The 21,736-nt window shown below is 60.4% G+C and carries 19 protein-coding genes and 2 pseudogenes; 11 read left to right on the top strand and 10 right to left on the bottom strand.

What is annotated here, in order from left to right:
* Positions 1–17 precede the first annotated feature (17 nt).
* The 4 genes from AB5I78_RS23685 to AB5I78_RS23670 all read right to left on the bottom strand — a co-directional run bounded on the left by AB5I78_RS23685 (position 18) and on the right by AB5I78_RS23670 (position 4,847).
* Positions 18–971, bottom strand: a complete 954-nt coding sequence (locus AB5I78_RS23685; protein WP_369302112.1) for a hypothetical protein — start codon at positions 969–971, stop codon at positions 18–20.
* Positions 972–991: 20 nt separating this feature from the next.
* Positions 992–2,707 carry a proline--tRNA ligase gene (locus tag AB5I78_RS23680; protein ID WP_106578324.1) on the bottom strand — a complete coding sequence of 572 codons (1,716 nt, stop codon included), beginning with the start codon at positions 2,705–2,707 and terminating at the stop codon, positions 992–994.
* A gap of 201 nt (positions 2,708–2,908) precedes the next feature.
* Positions 2,909–4,441, bottom strand: a complete 1,533-nt coding sequence (locus AB5I78_RS23675; protein WP_242199923.1) for an AmpG family muropeptide MFS transporter — start codon at positions 4,439–4,441, stop codon at positions 2,909–2,911.
* Positions 4,442–4,484: 43 nt separating this feature from the next.
* Positions 4,485–4,847 carry an MGMT family protein gene (locus AB5I78_RS23670; protein ID WP_145165450.1) on the bottom strand — a complete coding sequence of 121 codons (363 nt, stop codon included), beginning with the start codon at positions 4,845–4,847 and terminating at the stop codon, positions 4,485–4,487.
* A gap of 133 nt (positions 4,848–4,980) precedes the next feature.
* Here AB5I78_RS23670 and AB5I78_RS23665 point away from each other — a divergent pair, with 133 nt between their 5' ends.
* From AB5I78_RS23665 to groL, 5 genes are all read left to right on the top strand, one after another.
* A complete protein-coding gene (locus AB5I78_RS23665; RefSeq protein ID WP_145165448.1) occupies positions 4,981–5,988 on the top strand; it encodes a DUF481 domain-containing protein in 1,008 nt (335 codons plus the stop codon).
* Between the two features lie 93 nt (positions 5,989–6,081).
* Positions 6,082–6,813, top strand: coding sequence for a HugZ family protein (locus AB5I78_RS23660; protein WP_369302111.1), 732 nt, complete (start codon positions 6,082–6,084; stop codon positions 6,811–6,813).
* Between the two features lie 66 nt (positions 6,814–6,879).
* The gene (locus tag AB5I78_RS23655) at positions 6,880–7,356 is read left to right on the top strand and encodes an FxsA family protein (protein WP_145165446.1); all 477 of its coding nucleotides are present in this window, start codon (positions 6,880–6,882) and stop codon (positions 7,354–7,356) included.
* A gap of 247 nt (positions 7,357–7,603) precedes the next feature.
* Complete coding sequence (gene groES / locus AB5I78_RS23650; protein WP_017846112.1) at positions 7,604–7,900, top strand: co-chaperone GroES; 297 nt, start codon at positions 7,604–7,606, stop codon at positions 7,898–7,900.
* 50 nt (positions 7,901–7,950) lie between these two features.
* Complete coding sequence (groL, locus tag AB5I78_RS23645) at positions 7,951–9,597, top strand: chaperonin GroEL (RefSeq protein WP_106578329.1); 1,647 nt, start codon at positions 7,951–7,953, stop codon at positions 9,595–9,597.
* A gap of 87 nt (positions 9,598–9,684) precedes the next feature.
* On the opposite strand, the gene AB5I78_RS23640 is transcribed toward groL, so the two are convergent.
* Positions 9,685–11,634 (bottom strand): LTA synthase family protein, encoded by a 1,950-nt coding sequence (locus tag AB5I78_RS23640; RefSeq protein WP_369302110.1) that lies wholly within the window; start codon positions 11,632–11,634, stop codon positions 9,685–9,687.
* Between the two features lie 201 nt (positions 11,635–11,835).
* Between AB5I78_RS23640 and colR the strand changes: the two genes are divergently transcribed.
* From colR to AB5I78_RS23615, 5 genes and pseudogenes are all read left to right on the top strand, one after another.
* Entirely contained in the window at positions 11,836–12,519 is a 684-nt protein-coding gene (colR, locus tag AB5I78_RS23635; protein ID WP_003208587.1) for a two-component system response regulator ColR, read from the top strand.
* The gene (locus tag AB5I78_RS23630) at positions 12,509–13,789 is read left to right on the top strand and encodes a HAMP domain-containing sensor histidine kinase (RefSeq protein ID WP_145165442.1); all 1,281 of its coding nucleotides are present in this window, start codon (positions 12,509–12,511) and stop codon (positions 13,787–13,789) included. Before colR ends, AB5I78_RS23630 begins: the two co-directional genes overlap by 11 nt.
* Positions 13,790–13,977: 188 nt before the next feature.
* Positions 13,978–14,658: a class I SAM-dependent methyltransferase gene (locus tag AB5I78_RS23625; protein WP_145165440.1), complete on the top strand. Its 681-nt coding sequence runs from the start codon at positions 13,978–13,980 to the stop codon at positions 14,656–14,658.
* A gap of 4 nt (positions 14,659–14,662) precedes the next feature.
* Positions 14,663–15,381, top strand: a pseudogene (locus AB5I78_RS23620) (lipopolysaccharide kinase InaA family protein).
* Entirely contained in the window at positions 15,378–15,605 is a 228-nt protein-coding gene (locus AB5I78_RS23615; protein ID WP_369302109.1) for a hypothetical protein, read from the top strand. Before AB5I78_RS23620 ends, AB5I78_RS23615 begins: the two are co-directional and overlap by 4 nt.
* A gap of 119 nt (positions 15,606–15,724) precedes the next feature.
* On the opposite strand, the gene AB5I78_RS23610 is transcribed toward AB5I78_RS23615, so the two are convergent.
* From AB5I78_RS23610 to AB5I78_RS23600, 3 genes are read right to left on the bottom strand one after another with little or no spacing between them, the layout of a single operon-like run.
* A complete protein-coding gene (locus tag AB5I78_RS23610; RefSeq protein WP_262209971.1) occupies positions 15,725–16,825 on the bottom strand; it encodes a DUF1513 domain-containing protein in 1,101 nt (366 codons plus the stop codon).
* Positions 16,826–16,827: 2 nt separating this feature from the next.
* Positions 16,828–17,892: an imelysin family protein gene (locus AB5I78_RS23605; protein WP_145165436.1), complete on the bottom strand. Its 1,065-nt coding sequence runs from the start codon at positions 17,890–17,892 to the stop codon at positions 16,828–16,830.
* A 31-nt stretch (positions 17,893–17,923) separates the two neighbouring features.
* Positions 17,924–19,363: a di-heme oxidoredictase family protein gene (locus AB5I78_RS23600; RefSeq protein WP_262209826.1), complete on the bottom strand. Its 1,440-nt coding sequence runs from the start codon at positions 19,361–19,363 to the stop codon at positions 17,924–17,926.
* A gap of 139 nt (positions 19,364–19,502) precedes the next feature.
* Between AB5I78_RS23600 and AB5I78_RS23595 the strand changes: the two genes are divergently transcribed.
* Positions 19,503–20,066 carry an NAD(P)H nitroreductase gene (locus AB5I78_RS23595; RefSeq protein WP_145165432.1) on the top strand — a complete coding sequence of 188 codons (564 nt, stop codon included), beginning with the start codon at positions 19,503–19,505 and terminating at the stop codon, positions 20,064–20,066.
* A gap of 138 nt (positions 20,067–20,204) precedes the next feature.
* On the opposite strand, the gene AB5I78_RS23590 is transcribed toward AB5I78_RS23595, so the two are convergent.
* Positions 20,205–20,960 (bottom strand): methyl-accepting chemotaxis protein, encoded by a 756-nt coding sequence (locus AB5I78_RS23590; protein ID WP_370004810.1) that lies wholly within the window; start codon positions 20,958–20,960, stop codon positions 20,205–20,207.
* A gap of 102 nt (positions 20,961–21,062) precedes the next feature.
* Positions 21,063–21,329, bottom strand: a pseudogene (locus AB5I78_RS23585) (HAMP domain-containing protein); the annotation flags it as partial.
* Positions 21,330–21,736 lie beyond the last annotated feature (407 nt).

The following is a 21,736-nucleotide window of genomic DNA, read 5'->3' as shown; positions in this document are numbered from 1 at the left end:
TTACCTGCCCTGAGGTCCTAGCGTGCCCCAGGGTCCGCCACCAACCGCCCCGCATCCTTGGTCAGTGCCTGCACAAACTCCTGCTGCAACTCGGGATCATTGCGGGTCAGTTCGATCAGGCTTTGTTCCAGCTCACTGGCTTCTTCCTCAAGGCCCAACTCCGACAGGCGCTTGACCCGGTGCACCCACTGGTTGACTTCGTCGTCTTCCAGGTCGTCGTAGATCAGGCCATGGGCTTCCAGCAACTTGCCGCGCAGGGTGTTGCTGATCGCCAGGGTGGAGTCTGAGTGCACGTCGTCCTGGCCATCTTCCACGCTGATCTTCAAGGTGGTGACGCGGTTCAGGTCCTGCTCGGCAAACGGGCTGTCCAACAGGTTCAGGCGCAGTACGCCGTCGCGGTCGGTGCTCAGCTCGTGGGTCTGCTTGCCGGCGGTGACCTGTACCGGGCGCTCGCTCCAGGGCAGGCTCGAATACTCCGTGCGCTTGTCACGCTGGACTTCATCGATCCCGGCCAGGTTCTGTTGCGCACGGCCGTGGGATTGCACGTTCATGAACGGGTTGATGCCGTCCACGCCGTAGCTCAGCCAGTCGCGCGTCATGCTGGTCGGCAGGTTGCCGAGGGCGAAGATGTTCGCCACGTTGGCCCCCGCGCCAGCCACCAGGGCGACCGCGCCCAAGGGCATCTCGTAGAGTTTGCGCCAGGGTTGGTAGGGGGTGTAGCGATCGTAACGGCGGGTGACTTCGAATTCAGTGACCTCAAAGGTCTTTTGCTCGTGAATGCGAACCCGGCGTTGCGGCAGTTCCAGCACTTTGGGTTCACCTACATCGATCTGCAGGCTGTGGTCGAGCAATTTGCGCTCGACCCGCTCCTCGTGCTCACTGCGTTGCGACATCTGGTTGGCGCAGCCGCTGACCAGCAGGGCGCCGCACAAGGCGGCGCCCCCCAGGGCTCTGGTGTTTCGCTTGAACATGACTTCTCTTGATCTGGTTTTCAGCGACGAATACGCGCCTGGAGGAAAGACAGCACGTCAGCCACCGGCAACGGTTGGGCTTCGGCTTCGGTCCGGCTCTTGTATTCCAGATTGCCATCGGCCAGGCCGCGGTCACTGACCACGATCCGGTGCGGGATGCCAATCAGTTCCATGTCAGCAAACTTGATGCCCGGGCTGGTTTTCTTGTCGCGGTCATCCAGCAGCACTTCAAAACCGGCGGCCGTCAGTTCGGCATACAGTTTGTCGGTGGCTTCGCGTACTTGCTCGGTTTCGTAGCGCAGCGGTACCAGGGCCACCTGGAATGGGGCCAGGGCGTCACTCCAGATGATGCCTTTCTCGTCGTTGTTCTGTTCGATGGCAGCTGCCACCACACGGGAAACACCAATGCCGTAGCAGCCCATGTCGAGGGTGATCGGCTTGCCGTTCTCGCCCAGCACTTCGCACTTCATCGCCTTGCTGTACTTGTTGCCCAACTGGAAGATGTGCCCGACTTCGATGCCGCGTTTGATTTCCAGGGTGCCCTTGCCATCCGGGCTTGGGTCGCCGGCGACTACGTTACGCAGGTCGGCCACGGTTGGAACTGGCAGGTCACGCTCCCAGTTCACGCCGAAGTAGTGCTTGTCGTCGATGTTGGCGCCAATGCCGAAGTCGCTCATCAGCTCGACCGAGCGGTCGATGATGATCGGCAGCGGCAGGTTCAGCGGGCCGAGCGAACCGGCACCGGCGCCAATCGCGTCGCGCAGTTCGGCATCGGTGGCCATGACCAGCGGGCTGGCCACGCCAGGTTGCTGGGCAGCCTTGATTTCGTTGAGCTCGTGGTCGCCACGGATGACCAGGGCGATCAGCTTGCCTTCTTCTTCGGCGCGCACGATCAGGGTCTTGATGGTCTTTTCAATCGGCAGATTGAATTTTTCCACCAGCGCCGCGATGGTCTTGGTCTCTGGGGTGTCCACCAGGCGCAGCTCTTCGCTTGGCGCCGGGCGGGACGTTTCCCGTGGCACGGCTTCGGCTTTCTCGATGTTCGCCGCGTAGTCGGAACCGTTGCTGAAGACGATATCGTCTTCGCCGGACTCGGCCAGTACGTGGAACTCGTGGGAGCCGGCGCCGCCGATGGAGCCGTTGTCCGCTTCAACCGGGCGGAATTTCAGGCCCAGGCGCGTGAACACGTTGCAGTAGGCCTGGTGCATGCGGTCGTAGGTGACCTGCAAGGAGGCCTGGTCGGCGTGGAAGGAGTAGGCGTCCTTCATGATGAATTCACGGCCGCGCATCAAACCGAAGCGTGGGCGGATTTCATCACGGAATTTGGTCTGGATCTGATACAGGTTCAGCGGCAGCTGCTTGTAGCTGCTCAGCTCGTTGCGCATCAGGTCGGTGATCACTTCTTCATGGGTCGGGCCGGCGCAGAAATCGCGGCCATGACGGTCCTTGAAGCGCAGCAATTCAGGGCCGTACTCTTCCCAGCGCCCGGATTCCTGCCACAACTCAGCCGGTTGCGTGCTCGGCATCAACACTTCCAGAGAGCCGGCGGCGTTCATTTCTTCACGAACGATGGCTTCGACCTTGCGCATCACCTTCAAGCCCATGGGCAGCCAGGTGTACAGGCCCGAGGCCAGTTTGCGGATCATGCCGGCGCGCAGCATCAGCTGATGGCTGATCACAACCGCGTCGGAAGGCGTTTCTTTCTGTGTGGCGAGCAAATATTGACTGGTACGCATGGTAGGCCGTTGTCGGTTGCTTGGACTTGAAATGACTTGGGATTGTACGGGCGGTTGCTGCCGGAGTACAGGCATGAGGTCGCGGGGTGTTGCTGTGGCGACCGGGCTTGTGTAGAGCTGGCTTGCCTGCGACGCGGTGTATCAGTTACGTCGCGCTGATGCTATCGCAGGCAAGCCAGCTCCCACATTGACCGGGGTGAGTCATTCTTCGGTGGGCGGGCTCAACCGAATCCGTCGATTTTCCTGAAACCAGTGCAGGGCAATCAGGAACAGCGTCGGTACGCCCAACAGGCAGGTGATCAGGAAGAAGTTGTGATAGCCGAACTTCTCCACCATCACCCCTGAATAACCGCCAATCAGGCGCGGCAGCAACAGCATGATCGAGCTGAGCAACGCGTATTGGGTGGCGGAGAACTTGAGGTTGGTCAGGCTCGACAGGTAGGCGACAAACGCCGAGGTGGCAAGGCCGGAACTGAAGTTGTCCAGCGAGATGGTGAAGATCAGCATCTGCAGGTCGGGGCCCATGTCCGCAAGCATCACGAACAACAGGTTGGTGCCGGCCGAGGCCACGCCGCCGATAAACAGGATCGGCAGGATTCCGAAGCGCACGATCAGCAAGCCGCCCATGCCGGCGCCGAGCAGGGTCATGATCAGGCCGAAAATCTTGCTCACTCCTGCAATCTGGTCCTTGGTGAAGCCCTGGTCGATGTAGAACACGTTGGCCATCACGCCCATCACCGTGTCCGACATGCGATAGGTGGCGATCAGCCCGAGCAGCAGCAAGGCTTGCCAGCGGTAGCGCAGGATAAAGTCGTTGACCGGCGTCAGCACCGGTGCCAGGCCGCGTCGGCCCATGGTCGACAGGCACAGCGTGGTCAGGATGATATAGAGGATGGCGCGCAGGAAGGCGCGGTCTTCCATCAACAGTTCCCACAGGCTGACGCCGTGGAACAGGACGCTGGCAAAATCGGTGTTGTAGAGCTGGGTGAACATCGCCGGGACGGACACCAGCAACACGATCAGTACAAACACCGAGACCAGCTGATGCACGAAGCTGTAGCGGCCGGCCTGCAACTGCGTGCGCAGTGGCACATTGGGTTCGCGCATGAACAAAGTGGTCAGCAGCGCCGGAATCATCAGCAGGCCGAACAGCACGTAAGTGCCGGTCCACGCCGAGTGCTTATAGTTGAAACCGGTCGAGCCGAAGCCTTCGGCAAAGAACAGTGCACCGGCGGTGGCCAGCAGGGCTGCGATGCGATAACCGGACATGTAACTGGCGGCGAGGGCAGCCTGGCGGCTGTCGTCGGCGATTTCCAGGCGATAGGCGTCTACCGCGATGTCTTGGGTGGCCGAGGCGAAGGCGACGATCACAGCAATCGCAATCAGCCACGACAAGTGCTTCTGCGGGTCGCAAAAACCCATGCCGATCAACCCGAGGATCACCAGCGTCTGGGCCAGCACCAGCCAGGAGCGACGTCGTCCGAGTTTGCCGAGCAGCGGCAAGCGCCATTGGTCGAGCAGCGGTGACCAGACCCATTTGAAGGCATAGGCCAAGCCGATCAGGCTCGCATAACCGATGGTCTCGCGGGCCACACCGGCCTCACGCAACCACACTGAAAGCGTCGAGAACACCAACATGTAAGGCAAGCCGGCGGCGAAACCGAGCAACAACAGCACTAACGTCGAGGGGCTGGCATAGGCGGCGAGCGCGGCGCGCCAGGTTTTACGGGGCATGGGCTGGAGTCTGCCTCAGATTTGCGGAAACAAAGCGCGCACTCTAACCGCTGTGCTCTACCGGGCGCCAGCCATGACGCTGAATATCAACGCGATTGTTCAGGATACTGACACCTTCGCTGCGTAAACGCGCACGTTGCTCGTCACCTGAGGCACTGCCCACTGGCAGACTTATCCGACCACCGGCACCCAGCACTCGGTGCCAGGGCAACCGGGTGTCCTCGGGCAACTGGCTCAGCGTGCGCCCGACCCAGCGGGCCGCGCGGCCCAGCCCGGCCAGGTGCGCCAATTCGCCGTAACTCACCACGCAGCCTTCGGGCACCTGCGCCAAGGTCAGGTACAACGCCGTACGGCGCATTTCTGCTGGGCTTTGCGCAATATCGGCGGGTTGATTCACTGTGGGCATCGTCAGGGTCTTTGTAAGAAACGTCTGTAATGATGGTGTTGAGAATTGAACTCAATATAAATACTTGAGTCAGTCGTAGCTATCTAACACGATAGCGCCCCTTTTTCGCCAACCCTGAGCCCCGAATACGCTTATGTTGTCCAGAACCCTGCTGTGCCTCGCTGTTTTCAGCGCCTCCACGCCCCTGCTCGCTGACACCGTGTGGTTAAAGAACGGTGACCGCCTGACCGGCAAGATCAAAGTCTTCGACGGTGGCAAGTTGCTGATTCAGACCAGCTACGCAGGGGCCATCCCGGTGGATTGGAAGCAGGTGAAAACCCTGGAAAGTGACCAGGAGCTACTGGTCAAGCAGGACGCGTACAGCGGTGAGAAGGCCAAATCCCTGAAAGCTGCGGATGACGGCAAGGTGGTGCTGGCCAATGGCGAGGCGCCCAAAACCGTAGAACTGGCCAGCATCCAGCAAATCCTCAAGCCCAAGCCGGTCATCGAAGACCTGGTGTGGAAGGGCAATGTCGACCTGGCGCTGGACTACAAGCGTGCCGACAAAGACACCAACGACTACGACGTGGACTTCAAGACCACGGCCCGTCACGGCCAGTGGCGCCATACCGCGCAGGGCGAATACAACCGCGAGTTTCAGGACGACGTCACCACCACCGACAACTGGGCGCTGGAATATGACCTGGACCGTTTCATCACCGAACATTGGTTTTGGCAAGGCCGCCTGACCTACAAGCGCGACAAGGTTGAAGACTTGTCCCGCCAGCGCACGGTCGGTACCGGCCCTGGCTACCAGTTCTGGGACGATGAACTGGGCGCGTTCTCCCTCGGTTCGCTGGTTAACCGCACCGATTACGAATATGCCGACGGCGGCAAATCCAATTTCTACTCGCTGGCCATGAAGTGGAACTACAACCGCTACCTGGTGGGCAAGACCGTGGAGTTCTTCACCAACGGCGAAGTGGGCAAGCCGCTTGCCGGGCCGTCCGATTACTCCCTCGATGCGCAAATGGGCCTGCGTTACAAGGTCACCGAATGGGCGTCCCTCAACCTCAAGGCTGAACGCGACATCATCAGTGGCGAATCGCAAAGCAGCCTGAGCAAGACCCGTTACACCGCAGGGTTCGGTGTAGCCTGGTAAGTGCACTCTGGCAACCTGCGCGGATATTGATTACCTTGTGTTGAGATCCATTCCCATATGCTGTGGGCGGCGGAATACCCGAGGAGTCATACGTTGAGCGCGCACGTTGCCAAGAACGCCCGAGAGCTGTTGCTCAAGGAATACCGTGGGGCTCTCTCCACATTGTCCAAAGCCATGCCCGGGTTTCCCTTCGGCTCGGTCGTGCCGTATTGCCTCGACGAGCAGGGTCGCCCGCTGATCCTGATCAGCCGTATCGCCCAGCACACCCATAACCTGCAGAAAGACCCCAAGTGCTCGCTGCTGGTGGGTGAGCGCGAGGCCGATGACGTGCAGGCAGTGGGGCGCCTGACCTACCTGGCTGAAGCCGAGAAACTGGAAGACGCTGCTGCCATTGAAGCGGCTGCCGAGCGTTATTACCGTTACTTCCCCGATTCGGCCAACTACCACAAGGCTCACGATTTCGACTTCTGGGTACTTAAGCCGGTGCGTCACCGCTATATAGGCGGGTTTGGTGCGATCCACTGGGTTGACCACCTGACACTGGCCAACCCGTTTGCAGGCAAGGCCGAGCGCAGCATGGTCGAGCACATGAACGCCGACCACACCAAGGCCATTGCCCATTACGTCGCGCTGACCGGCTTGCCGACCTTTGAACCCGCGCAATTGGCCGGTATCGACAGCGAAGGCATGCACCTGCGCATTGGCCAGTCGCTGCATTGGTTGCCGTTCGCGACGCCTTGCAACACTCCGACACAAGTACGCGAAGCCCTGGTTTCATTGGCTCACGCTGAGGTCTGGCCGAAAAAAGAGCCTGCCAACGCTTGAATTCACGAAATGGCGACGTCATCTAAGGTGGACTGGCAAGGCATTCTTGCGTTGAGGAACCATTTGATGCGCCCTTTTTTATTGCTCTTTCTGCTGTTCCCGGTGCTGGAGCTGTTCGTATTCGTTCAAGTCAGCAGTGCAATCGGGTTTTTCCCGGCACTGTTATTGATCATTCTCGGCTCGATGCTCGGCGTTCTGGTGCTGCGCGTCGCCGGCTTGGCCACAGCGTTGCGTGCGCGTGAAAGCCTGAACCGCGGCGAACTGCCCGCTCAAACCATGCTGGAAGGCCTGATGATGGCCCTGGCCGGTGGCCTGTTGATCCTGCCGGGTTTTATCAGCGACGTGGTCGGCCTGGTGATGTTGCTGCCGGTCACTCGCAAGCTGCTGGCTGGCAAGATGCGCCAGCGCGCCGAAGAAGCGGCGATTCGCCAGCGTGCGTTCGCCGATGACCTGCAACCCCGTGGTGGCCCGGCTCCGCGCCCGCCGTTGGGACGCGAGGGCGATGTGATCGAAGGCGAATTCGAACACCGCGACAGCAAATAACCGCTTTATTGGCACGGCACCTTCGGGTGCCGTGTTGCTTTTGTGCGTCGGCAAGCATAAAAAATTTCCGCCGCGGCCCCTTGTAATAAGCTTATGCGCCCTTATGTAACGGTCACCGCAAGGTTTCTGGTGGCGACACCAGACAGACTTCCGCGTCTTGCTTGGCGAGGCGCGACCGGCACAGCCGGAATACAACCCGCCGGTACCGATACCGGCCGATGAAAAACACAATTAGGAGAGATCGACAATGAGCAAGCTTCGTCCTCTGCACGACCGCGTCGTTATCCGTCGCAGCGAAGAAGAAAAGAAAACCGCTGGCGGTATCGTTCTGCCAGGTTCGGCTGCTGAAAAAGCCAACCACGGTGTGATCGTCGCTGCAGGCCCAGGCAAGACTCTGGAAAACGGTGAAGTGCGTGCGCTGGCCGTTAAAGTCGGTGACAAGGTTGTTTTCGGCCCTTACTCCGGCAGCAACACTGTGAAAGTTGACGGCGAAGACCTGCTGGTAATGGCTGAGAACGAAATTCTCGCTGTACTGGAAGGCTGATTTTCCCGCTCATTTTTCCGTTACTCCAAAGAATTTAAGGAATATCGATCATGGCTGCTAAAGAAGTTAAATTCGGCGATTCCGCCCGCAAAAAAATGCTCACCGGTGTCAACGTCCTGGCTGACGCAGTAAAAGCGACCCTGGGCCCTAAAGGCCGTAACGTGATCATCGAGAAGAGCTTCGGCGCTCCGACCATCACCAAGGACGGCGTTTCGGTAGCAAAAGAAATCGAACTGGAAGACCGTTTCGAGAACATGGGCGCGCAGCTGGTCAAAGACGTTGCCTCCCGTGCCAACGATGACGCAGGCGACGGCACCACCACCGCTACCGTTCTGGCTCAAGCTATCGTCAACGAAGGCTACAAAGCCGTCGCTGCCGGCATGAACCCGATGGACCTCAAGCGCGGCATCGACAAGGCGACCATCGCTGTTGTTGCTGAGCTGAAAAACCTGTCCAAGCCATGCGCTGACACCAAGGCTATCGCTCAGGTCGGTACCATCTCCGCCAACTCCGACAGCTCCATCGGCGACATCATTGCCGAAGCCATGGAAAAAGTCGGTAAAGAAGGCGTGATCACCGTTGAAGAAGGCACTGGCCTGGAAAACGAACTGTCGGTTGTAGAAGGCATGCAGTTCGACCGTGGCTACCTGTCCCCGTACTTCGTCAACAAGCCAGAAACCATGGTTGCCGAGCTGGACAGCCCGCTGATCCTGCTGGTCGACAAAAAGATTTCCAACATCCGTGAAATGCTGCCAGTGCTGGAAGCCGTTGCCAAAGCCGGCCGCCCACTGCTGATCGTTTCCGAAGACGTTGAAGGCGAAGCCCTGGCGACGCTGGTCGTGAACAACATGCGTGGCATCGTTAAAGTCGCAGCCGTCAAGGCTCCAGGCTTCGGCGACCGTCGCAAGGCCATGCTGCAGGACATCGCTGTTCTGACTGGCGGTACCGTCATCTCCGAAGAGATCGGCCTGAGCCTGGAAAGCGCCACCCTGGAAAACCTGGGTAGCGCCAAGCGCGTGACCATCTCCAAGGAAAACACCATCATCGTTGACGGTGCTGGCGTAGACCAGGACATCCAGGCTCGCATCACTCAGATCCGTGCCCAGGTTGCCGAAACTTCCTCGGACTACGACCGTGAAAAACTGCAAGAGCGTCTGGCCAAGCTGTCCGGCGGCGTTGCAGTGATCAAGGTTGGCGCTGGTTCCGAAGTTGAAATGAAAGAGAAGAAAGCCCGCGTTGAAGACGCCCTGCACGCAACCCGTGCAGCCGTTGAAGAAGGCGTGGTACCTGGCGGTGGCGTTGCGCTGATCCGTGCTCTGGAAGCTTTGGTTGACCTTAAAGGCGACAACGCTGACCAGAACGTGGGCATCGCTGTACTGCGTCGTGCCGTTGAAGCGCCACTGCGTCAGATCGCTGCCAACTCCGGCGACGAGCCGAGCGTTGTGGTCAACGAAGTCAAGAACGGCAAAGGTAACTACGGTTACAACGCTGCAACTGGCGTCTACGGCGACATGATCGAAATGGGCATCCTGGACCCTACCAAGGTGACCCGTTCGGCATTGCAGGCAGCGGCCTCCATCGGCGGTCTGATCCTGACCACCGAAGCTGCGATCGCTGATGCACCGAAGAAAGAAGGCTCGGCTGGCGGCGGTATGCCAGACATGGGCGGCATGGGTGGCATGGGCGGCATGATGTAAGCCAGCCTTACCCGGCACCTGAAAAACCCCGCCTGCAGTGATGCAGGCGGGGTTTTTTATGCGCGGTATTTGCCGCCGGCACGCCGGTCAGCGTGTGCTCACCTGCGGGATGACTTCCTTGGGTGCCTTCCAGCTCAGCAATTGTTGCTTGAAGCCGTAGCTCGCGCCTTGGTAGTAGGTGATTGCGCGCTGGATCAACGGGTCGTCACTGCCCACACGCAACTCCTGGCTCTCACCCAGCGCCTGGTCATGGCGACGCAGGCCCTGGCGCGGGCTGAGGATCGCCAGGTCATTGCCGTCAAACAGCCCGAGGTGTTGGTAATTGCCGATGACGACACGCGGCGGCAGCGGATTGTCCTGCAACAGGTTGCGGCCGAAGAAGGTCGACTCGTAGCTCAGGTTGATCAGGCCCAGCAAGGTGGGTGCCAGGTCGATCTGGCTGGCCAGTTGTGCGGTTTCACGCGCTTCAATCAGCTTGGGTGCATAGATGAACAGCGGGATCTGGTAGTTGGCGACAGGCAGGTCTTCTTTGCCTGCGCTGCCGGCGGTGTGGTCGGCGACAAACACGAAGATTGTGTTATCGAACCAGGGTTTCTGGCGTGCCGCATTGAGGAACTCGCCGATGGCGTGGTCGGTGTATTTCACCGCGCCGTCACGGCCATTGCCGGACTTGATATCAATGCGCCCTTCCGGATAGGTGTAGGGGCGATGATTGGAGGTTGTCATCAGTTGCAGCAAAAAGGGTTGCTGTTTGGCGTAATCGGCGTCGGCCAGCTTCAGGGTTTGCCGGTAGAGGTCTTCGTCGGCCATGCCCCACGCGTTTTTGAACGAGATTTCTGATTCGGCCACGCTGCTCTGGTCCACCACCCGGTAACCGTTGCCACTGAAAAACGCGTTCATATTGTCGAAGTAACCACGCCCGCCGTAGACAAATACGCTGTCGTAGCCGATGGCACTGAGGTGTTGGCCGAGGCTGGCGAAACCGCTTTCACGCCCGATACGTTTGACAATCGAACGGCCTGGCGTCGGGGGAATCGCCAGCGTGATCGCCTCCAGGCCACGGTCTGTACGGGTGCCGGTGGCATAAAAGTTACTGAAGTACAGGCTTTGTTTGCGCAAGGCGTCCAGATTGGGCGTGAGGTTGCGCCCATCGCCGTTGCTGCCCATGTACTTGGCGCTGAAGCTTTCGATGGTCACCAGCACGATGTTGGGTTTGCGCAATGTGCCGGGGTTGGTGATTGCCCTGCGTATGTCCAGCGGGTCAGTGCCGACGAAGCGCGCATTGGGCTCACTGAGCTCGGCGCGCAATTGCCTGGCGACGACGTCGTCAGGCAGGCTTTTGTAGAACTGTGTGTAATCGAGCTCGTTATTTCGGAACGCGGCGAAAAACTGATACGGGCCATTGCTGGCCAATTCATTGTTGTAAGCGTTACCGCCCTGGGCGCGTGGGCTGTCCTGGCTGATCAATTGCAGGCTGAGCCCGGCGGCGATCAATAAGCCCAAGGCATTCAGCAGGCGGCCACGCATGGGCGGCAGAGGCGCGCGCATCGCCGCGTTGAACGGCTTGCGCAGGGCCAGGCTCAACACAATCGCCAACATCGCCAGCAAACTGAGCAGCTTGCCGATCGGGTAGGACTCCAACAGGTTGTTCAATACCTCATTGGAGTACACCAGGTAATCGACGGCGATAAAGTTGAAGCGCACGCCAAACTCATCCCAGAACAGCCACTCCGCAACCGAGGTGAACAGCATCGCGAACAGGCTGACTGTCAGCACGGCCTGCAGGAACCAGCGATGGCCGCGGCGATGCCACAGTGCGGGGGGGCACAGCAGCAAGTACAGGCCCAGCGGCAGGGCGGCGTAGGTGAGAAAGCCCAGGTCGTAGAGCAAGCCGACGCCAAACACCGGCAGCAGGTTGCCACCGACTTCGTCCAGGTGCGTGACGAGCAGCACACCGCGGGTGATCAGGAAAATAACCAGCCAGGTGCCGGTGACGAGCAGCAGAAAGCGCATAGGCGCTGTTTTGAGAAACCCCATGTCTATGTTCCTTATATCGATGGGCGGTGATCTTCGGCCTGACACTGTAGTCAGTTTGTGAAGCTATAGTGAAAAACTTGTTGGTTTATCTTATTGGTTGAAAACCTTTATCGACACGGCTCTGAGGTCTATCCCTGAGCCACACTTGGCCTTAAGCTGCGCGAGCCAACACGGCCGTTACCGCGTACGGAGACACTGCCCATGCGAATTTTATTGGTTGAAGACAACCGCGATATTCTGGCCAACCTGGCCGATTACCTGGGGCTAAAGGGCTACACCGTGGACTGTGCGCAGGACGGTTTGTCGGGCCTGCACCTGGCCGCTACCGAGCATTACGACTTGATCGTGCTCGACATCATGCTGCCTGGCATCGATGGCTACACGTTGTGCAAACGCCTGCGTGAAGACGCCCGTCGCGACACGCCGGTGATCATGCTCACCGCCCGCGACCAGTTGGATGACCGGCTGCAGGGCTTCAAGTCCGGCGCCGATGATTACTTGCTCAAGCCGTTCGCCCTGTCGGAGTTGGCCGCCCGCATTGAAGCCGTTCTGCGCCGTGCCCAGGGTGGCGGCCGCCGCGCCCTGCAAGTCGGCGACTTGAACTATGACCTCGATACCCTGGAAGTGACCCGCGAGGGGCGCCTGCTCAAACTCAACCCCGTGGGCCTGAAGTTGCTCGCGGTGTTGATGCAAAAAAGCCCGCATGTGCTGCGTCGCGAAATTCTCGAGGAAGCCTTGTGGGGCGATGACTGCCCGGACAGCGACAGCCTGCGCAGCCACGTCCACCAATTGCGCCAAGTGATCGATAAACCCTTCGCCAAGCCGCTGCTGCAAACCGTGCACGGTGTGGGTTATCGCCTGGCCGAGGGTCGTGATGGAGTTTAAGCAAAGCCTTGCCCAGCGGATCATTATCGCCTTTGCCTTGATGAGTGCGTTGGTCGCGGGGGCGTTCGCCATGGGCATCGTTGCGACCGTGCACCTGGTAGAAGAAAAACTGATTTCGGCGGGCTTGGGCGGCGACCTGCAACGGCTGTTGTTGATGGACAGCGTCGAGGACTGGAGCCACCGGCCGGAGCCCGATCAGCTGTTCTATTTCAGTGGCGGGCGCGGGGATTTCGAGCTGCCCAAGGATTTGCGGCACCTGGAACCCGGCTTTCATGAGGTGTTCCGCGAGGCGCTGTCTTACCACGCCATGGTCGAAGTGGTGGATGGACGTCGGTATGTGCTGCTGCAGGACCAGAGCGACTTCGAGGAGCGCGAGCGGGTTTTATTTGCCGTGGTGCTGGTGGGCTTCGTGCTCAGCCTGGCGCTGGCGGTGTTCCTCGGTTGGGTGTTGGCGCGCAAAGTGATGGCGCCGGTGGTGCGGCTCGCTCGCCAGGTGCGTCATCGCGACCAGTTGCTGGGCCTGGCGCCACCGCTGGCACCCGATTATGCGGCGGATGAAGTCGGCGAACTGGCCGTGGCCTTCGATGCCACGCTGGGGCGTTTGCGTCAGGCGTTATCACGCGAGCAGTTGTTTACCAGTGACGTCAGCCATGAATTGCGCACGCCTTTGATGGTGCTGGCCAGTTCCTGCGAACTGCTGCTGGAAAACCCGGCGATCGATCAGCGCGGCCGCAATCAGGTTGAGCGCATCGCGCGTGCCTGCGAAGAAATGCGCGAGCTGGTGCAAACCTTCCTGATGCTGGCCCGTGCCGAACACGATGAAGCCGCCATGTCGCCGCAGGTCACGCTGGCGCAGGTGGCGGACGATTTGCTCGGCATCTGGCGCGAGCCGATCGAGCGCAAAGGCCTGGCGTTGATCTACCAGCCAGGCAACCCTTCGGACGCGCGCTACAACACTACTTTTCTCCACGCCGTTATGGGCAACCTGTTGCGCAATGCCCTGCATTACACCGAGCAGGGCTTCATTCGCCTGACCCTCGAACCCAGCGGTTTTGTGGTGGAGGACACCGGTGTGGGGATTCCCGAAGACAAGCGTGAGGCGATGTTCGAGCCGTTCGTGCGTGGCAGCGAAAAGCGCGGCGAAGGGCTTGGCCTGGGTTTGTCGCTGGTGCAGCGTATCTGTGAGAACCAGGGGTGGACGGTCAGCCTCAGCACGATGGAACCCAACGGCTGTCGTTTTCACGTGCAGTTGAGTCAGGTCAAGCCCTGACACTTGCCCCTGCCGTTATCCTGCCAGACATCCCCGTAAATCGGCGAAGATGGCCCCATGCTATTGCTTGTGTCTGTAAAGTCTTGAAATGTATGAGATTGGACAGGACAAGTTTTTCACAACGGGTTGACCTGTTGATCACAGTTCGCTGCATAAGGTTGTAGGCATCAGTTACCGGAGATCCGTTGATGTCTACCCCGATCAAGCTCGATTTTTCTGAAAAGTACGACGATCAGCACGCGCAAAATTATTTGCTCAAGCATCAGGACAATCTGGCTCGCCGGTTGTCCCACAAGCGCGACGAGCAATTGGCGCGGGGTGCGCTGGCCATGGCCGGCGAACCTGGCCTGGTGCTGGACCTGCCGTGCGGCGCCGGGCGCTTCTGGCCGCTGTTGGCTGAGAAACCCAACCGTGTGATTATCGGGGCCGATAATTCAGCGTCGATGCTCAAGGTCGCGACCGTTGCTCAGCCAGCGGACGTGGTGAAACGGGTACGACCCTTGCAGACGTCTGCCTTTGATATCGATTTACCGGATAACTCGGTCGACAGTATTTTCTGCATGCGCTTGCTGCACCACATTGGTGATCCGGCGCACAGGATGACAATACTGCGAGAATTTCAGCGGGTTACCCGCGACAGCGTGATTATTTCGCTGTGGGTGGATGGCAATTTCAAGGCCTGGAAACGCAAACGCGCCGAAGTGAAACGTCGCAACAAAGGTGAGCAAGAAGGTTACCAAAACCGGTTTGTGTTACCGGCTGCTACTGTCGAGGCAGAGTTTGAGCAGGCCGGTTTCCGTGTTCAGGAATCCCTGGACTTCATACCGCTCTACGCCATGTGGCGAGTATATGTATTGCGTAAGAGGTAACAGGATGGCAGTTGAGTGCGTAGTAGGCAGTCATGTAGCTCCCGAGGAACGATTCGATTTTTTTTGGCGCCTGCAGGGCGAGTGGGTTGAAGAACCCAATCGTCGACGTGGCGGTGAAAGTGGTGTGCAACGCGTGATGAGCCCCAACGGCCGCTTGCTTTACAGCAAACGCCAGACCGGTCACATCTATCGCAGCTGGCTTCACCCGTTTGGGCGCCCGACCGTACTGCGTGAGCGTGATGCCCTCAGGGGTTGCGTTCATTGAATGTACGCGTGCCGGAGCTGGTGTTCTGCGAGGCACGTCGCGACCCTGAACATCAATGGAAAGCGTTGTTGGTGACTGCGTCGCTCGACGGTTTTGACGAAATCGAAAACTGGTACGCCGCCGGTGGTCGTGAGCAATACGGTGAGGCGGTGCATGAGCGCTTGCTCAAAGAATTGGCGGGCACCCTGGCACGTATGCACAAAGGCCGCTGGCAGCATGGCTGCCTGTACATCAAGCACGTGTTCGTACGCGTAACCGGCGAAGGCGACTCGGCCAAAGTAGAAGTGGCGTTGCTGGATTTTGAAAAATGCCGACAGCGTTTGACCGCTTATCGGGCGGCGTCCCATGACATGCTGCAACTGCGGCGCCATTCGTCGTGGAACGATACCGACTGGAAAAAACTCAGCTACTTTTACGAGACGGCGTTTGGCAGCGCTATCAAGGGTTTAACCAGATGAAGCTAGAAATAGCACGAGGTTTGTTCCTGGTCGGCGCGTTGGGCATTTCAGCCCTGGCACTGGCTGCCTGGGAGCTGCCTCGGACACAAGTGCTCAGTGCGGTGCACGGGGGCGGGCAATGTCCGTTACCGCGCATCGCCAAGGCGAATGTGGCGGTCAAGCCTGATCATGAGTTGTTGTTGTTCATGTTCGGGATGTCTCAGGGCATGAGGCCGCAGAGCTGAATACAGCGTTGAACAGATTCAACCCCCCAAAAAAGGCCTTGCGATGCGAGGCCTTTTTTTTGGCTGTTGATTTGGGGCCCGGCACCTGTCCGTTACGCAGTCACGGACAGGTGCCGATTTCAAATCACGTGCAGATGGTTATCCCAAAACCCGGACGGCAGCTCCAACGGCTTAGCCACCAACTGCTTTTGGCGGCAGTCGTAGAAGCGGCAGCGTCCCTGGCCTGAAGTCACCACAAACCCGTCCGCTACCGCACCCACGCCGGCGCAGTCGGGCAAAGGCCCATCCAGGCGCAGTTCGCCGCTGTCCATGTCCCAGATAAAAAAGCGATTGCCCCGTGGCGCCGTCAGCGCGACCAGGCGTAACTCACTGTGCACTGCGACGCTGGCGGTGTAATGCCCCATCGCCTGCAGTTGCTCATCCGCCACCGGGAACGCCACAAACGGCTGCCCCGGTCGCTTGATCGCTAGCAACTCGGACCTTTCCTGAGACGGCCCCATGAACTGCTGCCCCGTGAGAATAGTGCCGTCGCCGGCAATCCCCATATGACGCACGCTGTTCATCTGCTGGGCCAGGGTTTCCTTGCTGATCAACCGGCCATCGCGATGCATCAATACCAGGCTCGGTTCCATCGCATTGAGGTTCATCTCAACCCGGCTTTCCGCCTCGGTGCGAATCCCGCCGTTGGCCACCACCAGGGTTTCTCCGTCGGGCATCCACGAGACCTGGTGCGGCCCGATACCGTGGGTGGACATCTCGCCGCTGTGCACCAGCCGTTCGCCTTCGAACTTATACACACCCAGCAACCCACGGCCCGGGTCGGACGTGTCGTTCTCGGTGGCATACAACCAGTCGCCGCTCTTGTGGATCACCGCATGCCCATAGAAATGGCGATTAGCATTCGACGTGATGGTCTGCAGCAGCGCGCCATCACGCAGGTTGATCAGGTAACTCTCAGTGCCCGGGCGACGGGCCACAAACAGTGCAATTGGCAGCGTCGGGTGGTTGATGATGTCGTGGCAACGCTGGCCAACCTGGGTGGCAAACACCTGTTTGCCGTCCAGGTGATAACCCACGGCGTAGTGCTTGCCGTCCGCATCATCCCGTGCAGACAGCAGCAGCGGGCTGTTCGAGCCCTTCTGCTTGAACAGCGTCCAACCGCCCAACGTGAGCGCGCTGAGCAGCACGCTGCCCACCGCCAAAGCCTGTCGCCTGAGCATCATCAGTCACCATCGTTGGCGTTAAAGCCCAGTTGGATGCCCAGCGCTTTGGCCAGCTCACCTTCGTGCAGGCGGTGGACCACGTTGAGGCTGTCGTAAATGTCGTTGAGCTGCTGGCGGCCGGCGTCGTCGGCCAACATTTCATTGAGCGTGCGCTGATTGCTGGCGAACAGCTTCAAAGACGCGGCGTAGGCGGCGTCGATCTTGTCGGCCAACGGCTTCTGCTCCGACGGCAACAAGCCACGCAGGCCTTTGTTGTCGACGCCAGCCCACACGGTCTGGGCCGCAGCCAGGCTGGCTTCCAGGCTTTGCAGGGACGACTGGCTGCGCCACGCATCGGCCTGGAACGGTTGCGGGATGCCCTTGGTCTGGCGACCCATCGGCGTGCCGAGTTTTTTCTTCAGCGTGTCCAGCGCAGTGACTTGCACGCGCAGCAGGTCAGCGATGGCTTCGTGGGAATCGGCGTAGCGCTGGTTGGGGAACTTGGTCATCTGCGCGAGCATGCCGTCGGTGCTGTTCCAGCTCGCCAGGATCTCTTCAGCCAAGGCTTTCTGGCGCTCGCCGATGGCGACCAGCAGCGGGCAGTAACGGGCTTTCTGCGCTTCGTCGGCGACGTCGGTCTTGGCGTCGTAGAGGATGTATTCGTAGGCCGACAGGCCTTGTACCACCACGCTGGACTTGGCCAGGGCCGCGCCGTCGATCTGCGGCTGGGCGGTGACCAGTTGTTCGACTTGGCGGCCGACCAGGTTTTTCTTGTCCGGCCAGAACTGCACTTGCCACGAACGGTTGCCCTCGGCCAGCGGGCCGATCAGCAGCGGTTGCAGCTCGGCCCAGGCTTTTTGCGCGTGGAGGAAGTCGGCGCGGGCGGTCTCCAGGCTTTCTTTGCCCTGGCAGTAGGCGAGGGCGCTGACGGCCAGTTGGCGGTCGGCTTCAACCCAACGGCTGTAGGTCGGCAGGATCACTTGCTTGGCGATGGCCGCCGAGGTCACCGCTTGCGGGTCCTGCGGCGAGCAGGCGCCAAGGGCGAGGGCGGCCAGGCTTGTGAACAACAACTTGGGACGAAACATGTCGAGCTCCCTTCTGTAAGTGCGGCAAAGCTTATAAAGAATTCAGGAACGCCAGCAACGCGGCACGCTGCTCGGCATTAAAGGACAGCACATGCTGCTGCGCCGCGTGTGCTTCACCGCCATGCCACAGCACGGCTTCGAGCAGATTGCGGGCGCGGCCATCATGCAAAAACTGGGTGTGGCCACTGACGGTCTGTGTCAGGCCAATGCCCCACAACGGCGGCGTGCGCCAGTCGCGGCCACCGGCCTTGAATTCGCTGCGGTTGTCGGCAAGGCCTTCGCCCATGTCGTGCAACAGCAGGTCGCTGTAGGGGCGAATCACTTGGTTGGCCAGTTCGGGTTCGGCGGCGGCTGCGGCCGTGGTGAACGTGGGTTTGTGACAGCCCTGGCAACCGGCCTGGTAGAACAGGTTTTTCCCGGCCAGCACCTGCGGCGTGTTGACGCCACGGCGCACCGGCACGGCGAGGTTGCGGGTGTAGAACAGCACCAGGCGCAGGATGTTATCGCTGACTTCCGGCTCGCCATCGGGGCCATTGCCGTTGGGGGCCTGTTTGCAGGCGACCTGGGCGTCGGTGCAGTCATCAAAGGGTCTCAGGGACGTGGTGAGGCCCATATCACCAGAAAACGCGTGAACATTTTGTTGATTGAGGTTGGGTTGCCCGGCTTTCCAGCCAAAGCGCCCGAGCACGGTTTTCTGCTGGGCGTCATCCCAGACCCAATTGGCGCGGCCGACGAGGGCTTCTTTGTCGGCCGTTTTCGGGTCGGTGTTGCGCAACACATCGGCGTCGCTGATGGCTTCGAGCAAGCCCAGGCCGATCATGGGCGGGGCGACGCGCGCCGAGAAAAGTGTATCCGGATGCATCGGGCCGTAGCCGAGCTGGGTGATGTGCAGGTCGGGCTTGCGCAGCTCGACCACGGTGCCGTCCTTGAACGTCACGTTGACCGCTGTGTAATCCACGCGCACCTTGCCTTCCGGCGCCACGCCCGGCACGGCCATGTCCTGCAATTGCCCGCCGTAGACCGGCTCGGGCACTACGCCGAGCTGCTCGATGATTTTGGCGTAGGGCGCCGGCTCTGTCATCGGCACGGGAATCGACAGACGCACCAGCATCGACACCGCATTGGGCGCGTCGGGCAGCGGTGGGTGACCCCGGCCGTCCTTGATGTGGCAGTTCTGGCAGGCGTTGGTATTGAACAGCGGGCCCAGGCCGTCGCGCGCGGTGGTGGTGGACGGCGCGATCACCCACGGGCTGCGAAAGAAGCTGTTGCCGACGCTGAAGTCCAGGCGACGGGTCGGTGCCAGGTTGGCCGAGGGCAGGGAAAAGGCGTTCTGGTCGCGCTTGTTCACCGTCGTCGCGCCGCCGGCTCGCGCTTCACCAGGTTCGGCTTTGGTGAAACGTGGGGCGTCATCGCAGGCGGTCAGGCTCAAGGCCATCAACGCTGCGGACAGGCGAAAAAGCGAACGGAACATCAAGTTTCCTGAAGCAATGGCCAAAATTAGGCCGCAAAGTCTAACAGGGCGGGGCTCAATGAATAAGAGCAATTATCGTTTGGTCGAATCCGATTCATTCCCGCTAGAATGGCCGCACATTTTTCTCTGGAGGTGGCCAATGCAGGCTCTCGACGCTTTGCTCAACCGTGTTTCCGTGCCGCGTTTGCTGGAACCGGCACCGACCCAGGAGCAGCGCGATGTGCTGTTCGCCGCCGCCATGCGTGCGCCGGACCACGGCCAGTTGCGCCCATGGCGTTTTCTCACCGTCGAAGGCGCGGCCCGTGAGCAGATGGGCACGCTGCTCGCCGAAGCGGCGCGCCTGCAGGACGCCGACGCGCCGCAAGCCGCCATCGACAAAGCCCAGAACGGCCCACTGCGCGCGCCGTTGGTGGTGGTGGTGATTGCCCGCCTGCAAGAACACTTCAAGGTGCCAAAATCCGAGCAACTGCTGGCGGCTGCGTGTGCGGCCCACGGTATTCTGCTGGCGGCTTATGCACAGGGCATTGGTGCCGTGTGGCGCACCGGGGAATTGTCTTACTCGCCTCACGTCGCCAAAGGCCTGGGGCTGACGGCGGATGAGGAAGTGATTGGCTTCCTTTATCTGGGCACGCCGCAGAACCCGCCGCGTGTTGCGCCGAAGGAAGATGTGGCGGCGTTTGTTCAGGCCTGGACTGGCCTTTAAACCTCTGCAGTTCTGCTCTTTGTGGGAGCTGGCTTGCCTGCGATAGCGGTGTGTCAGCCATAAAGGTATGGACTGACCCACCGCCATCGCGGGCAAGCCCGGCTCCCACAGAGACCTCTATCGGTTTCAGCAGTGGTGTTACACCTTGAACTGATCCATCAACTTCATCTGCTGGCTGGCCAAGGCATTCAGTTGACTGCTGATGGCCGCCGACTCGGTGGCCTGGCCAGTGAGGGTTTCGGTCACGGTGCGAATTGCCGAGACATTGCGGTTGACCTCTTCGGCCACGGCGCTCTGCTGCTCGGCGGCGCTGGCGATTTGCAGGTTCATGTCGCTGATGACTGTGACCGCGTCGCTGATCTTGCCTAGCGCCTGCACGGCCTGATGGATCTGCCCGGCATTGCTCTGGGCCTGATGCTGGCTGGAATGCATGGTTGCCACCACGCCACGGGTGCCGCTCTGGATGCGCTCGATCACCAGGCGAATTTCTTCCACCGAATCCTGTGTGCGTTTGGCCAGGTTGCGCACTTCGTCGGCCACCACCGCAAACCCACGCCCGCTTTCCCCGGCGCGCGCCGCTTCGATGGCGGCGTTGAGGGCCAGCAGGTTGGTCTGCTCGGCAATGCTGCGGATCACTTCCAGCACCGAACCGATCTGCTCGCTGTTCACCGCCAAGGCCTCGACCTCGCTCACTGCCTTGCTGACTTCTTCGGCGAGGGTGGTGATGTCGCGGGTGCTCTGCTCAATGATCGACATGCCCTCACGCGCTGACTGGTCCGCGCCGCGTGCCGCGCTGGCTGCGTTGGACGCGCTGTTGGCCACGTCGTGGGCGGTGGCGCTCATTTCATTGGACGCCGTGGCAACCTGGTCGATTTCGCGGAACTGCACCTGCATGCCTTCGCTGGTCTGGCGCGCGATGGCTGATGACTGATCAGCCGTGCCGCGTGCTTCGGTGATGCTTTGTTTGATCTGCGCGATGGTCGGTTGCAGCTTGTCGAGAAAGCGGTTGAACCAGTTCGCCAGCTCGCCCAGTTCATCTTTTTTAGCGTAAGTCAGGCGCTGGGTAAGATCGCCTTCGCCGCTGGCGATGTTCTTGAGCATTGCGGCCACGGTGTTGATCGGGCGGGTTACGCCGGTGGCGGTCAGCCAGATCAGCACCAGGCCCAGCAATGCGGCGGCGGCGCCGACCAGCAAGGCCTTGAGCGTGCCGGCTTCCTGGGCGTTGTCGAGGACGCCTTGCAGTTTCAAGGTGTCAGCCAGCATCACGTTCTTGGGCAGTTTGATCACGATGCCCCAGGACTTGGCGTCGGCAATCGGCTTGACCGGGTACACGGCGCGGATCGTGTCGTCTTGCTCGCGGATCGTGCGCGTGTCGTTGGCCAGCAATTGCACAATCTCTTTGCCCTCGGCGCCCAGGGTGTCGATCAGGTTTTTGCCGACCCGCGCCGGCTCGCCGCTGTAGGCCGCGATCAAGCCGGTGCTGGAGAGAATCTCCAGGTGCGCGGCGCCGTCGAAGAGTTCTTTTTGTGCTGCGTCGGTCACCGCCTGCAGGGTGTTGAGGGCCAGGTCCACGCCGACCACGCCGATGACCTTGCCGTCGACGATCAACGGCAGCGAGAGGGTGGTCATCAGCACCTGCTTGCCGGCCACGTCGTCGGAGTACGGGTCAA

Origin of the sequence: Pseudomonas sp. N2-3-1-14 (genome assembly GCF_041228395.1) — a bacterium.
In the GTDB taxonomy this organism is placed as follows: Bacteria; Pseudomonadota; Gammaproteobacteria; order Pseudomonadales; family Pseudomonadaceae; genus Aquipseudomonas.
This window is presented reverse-complemented; position numbering and strand designations above follow the sequence as displayed.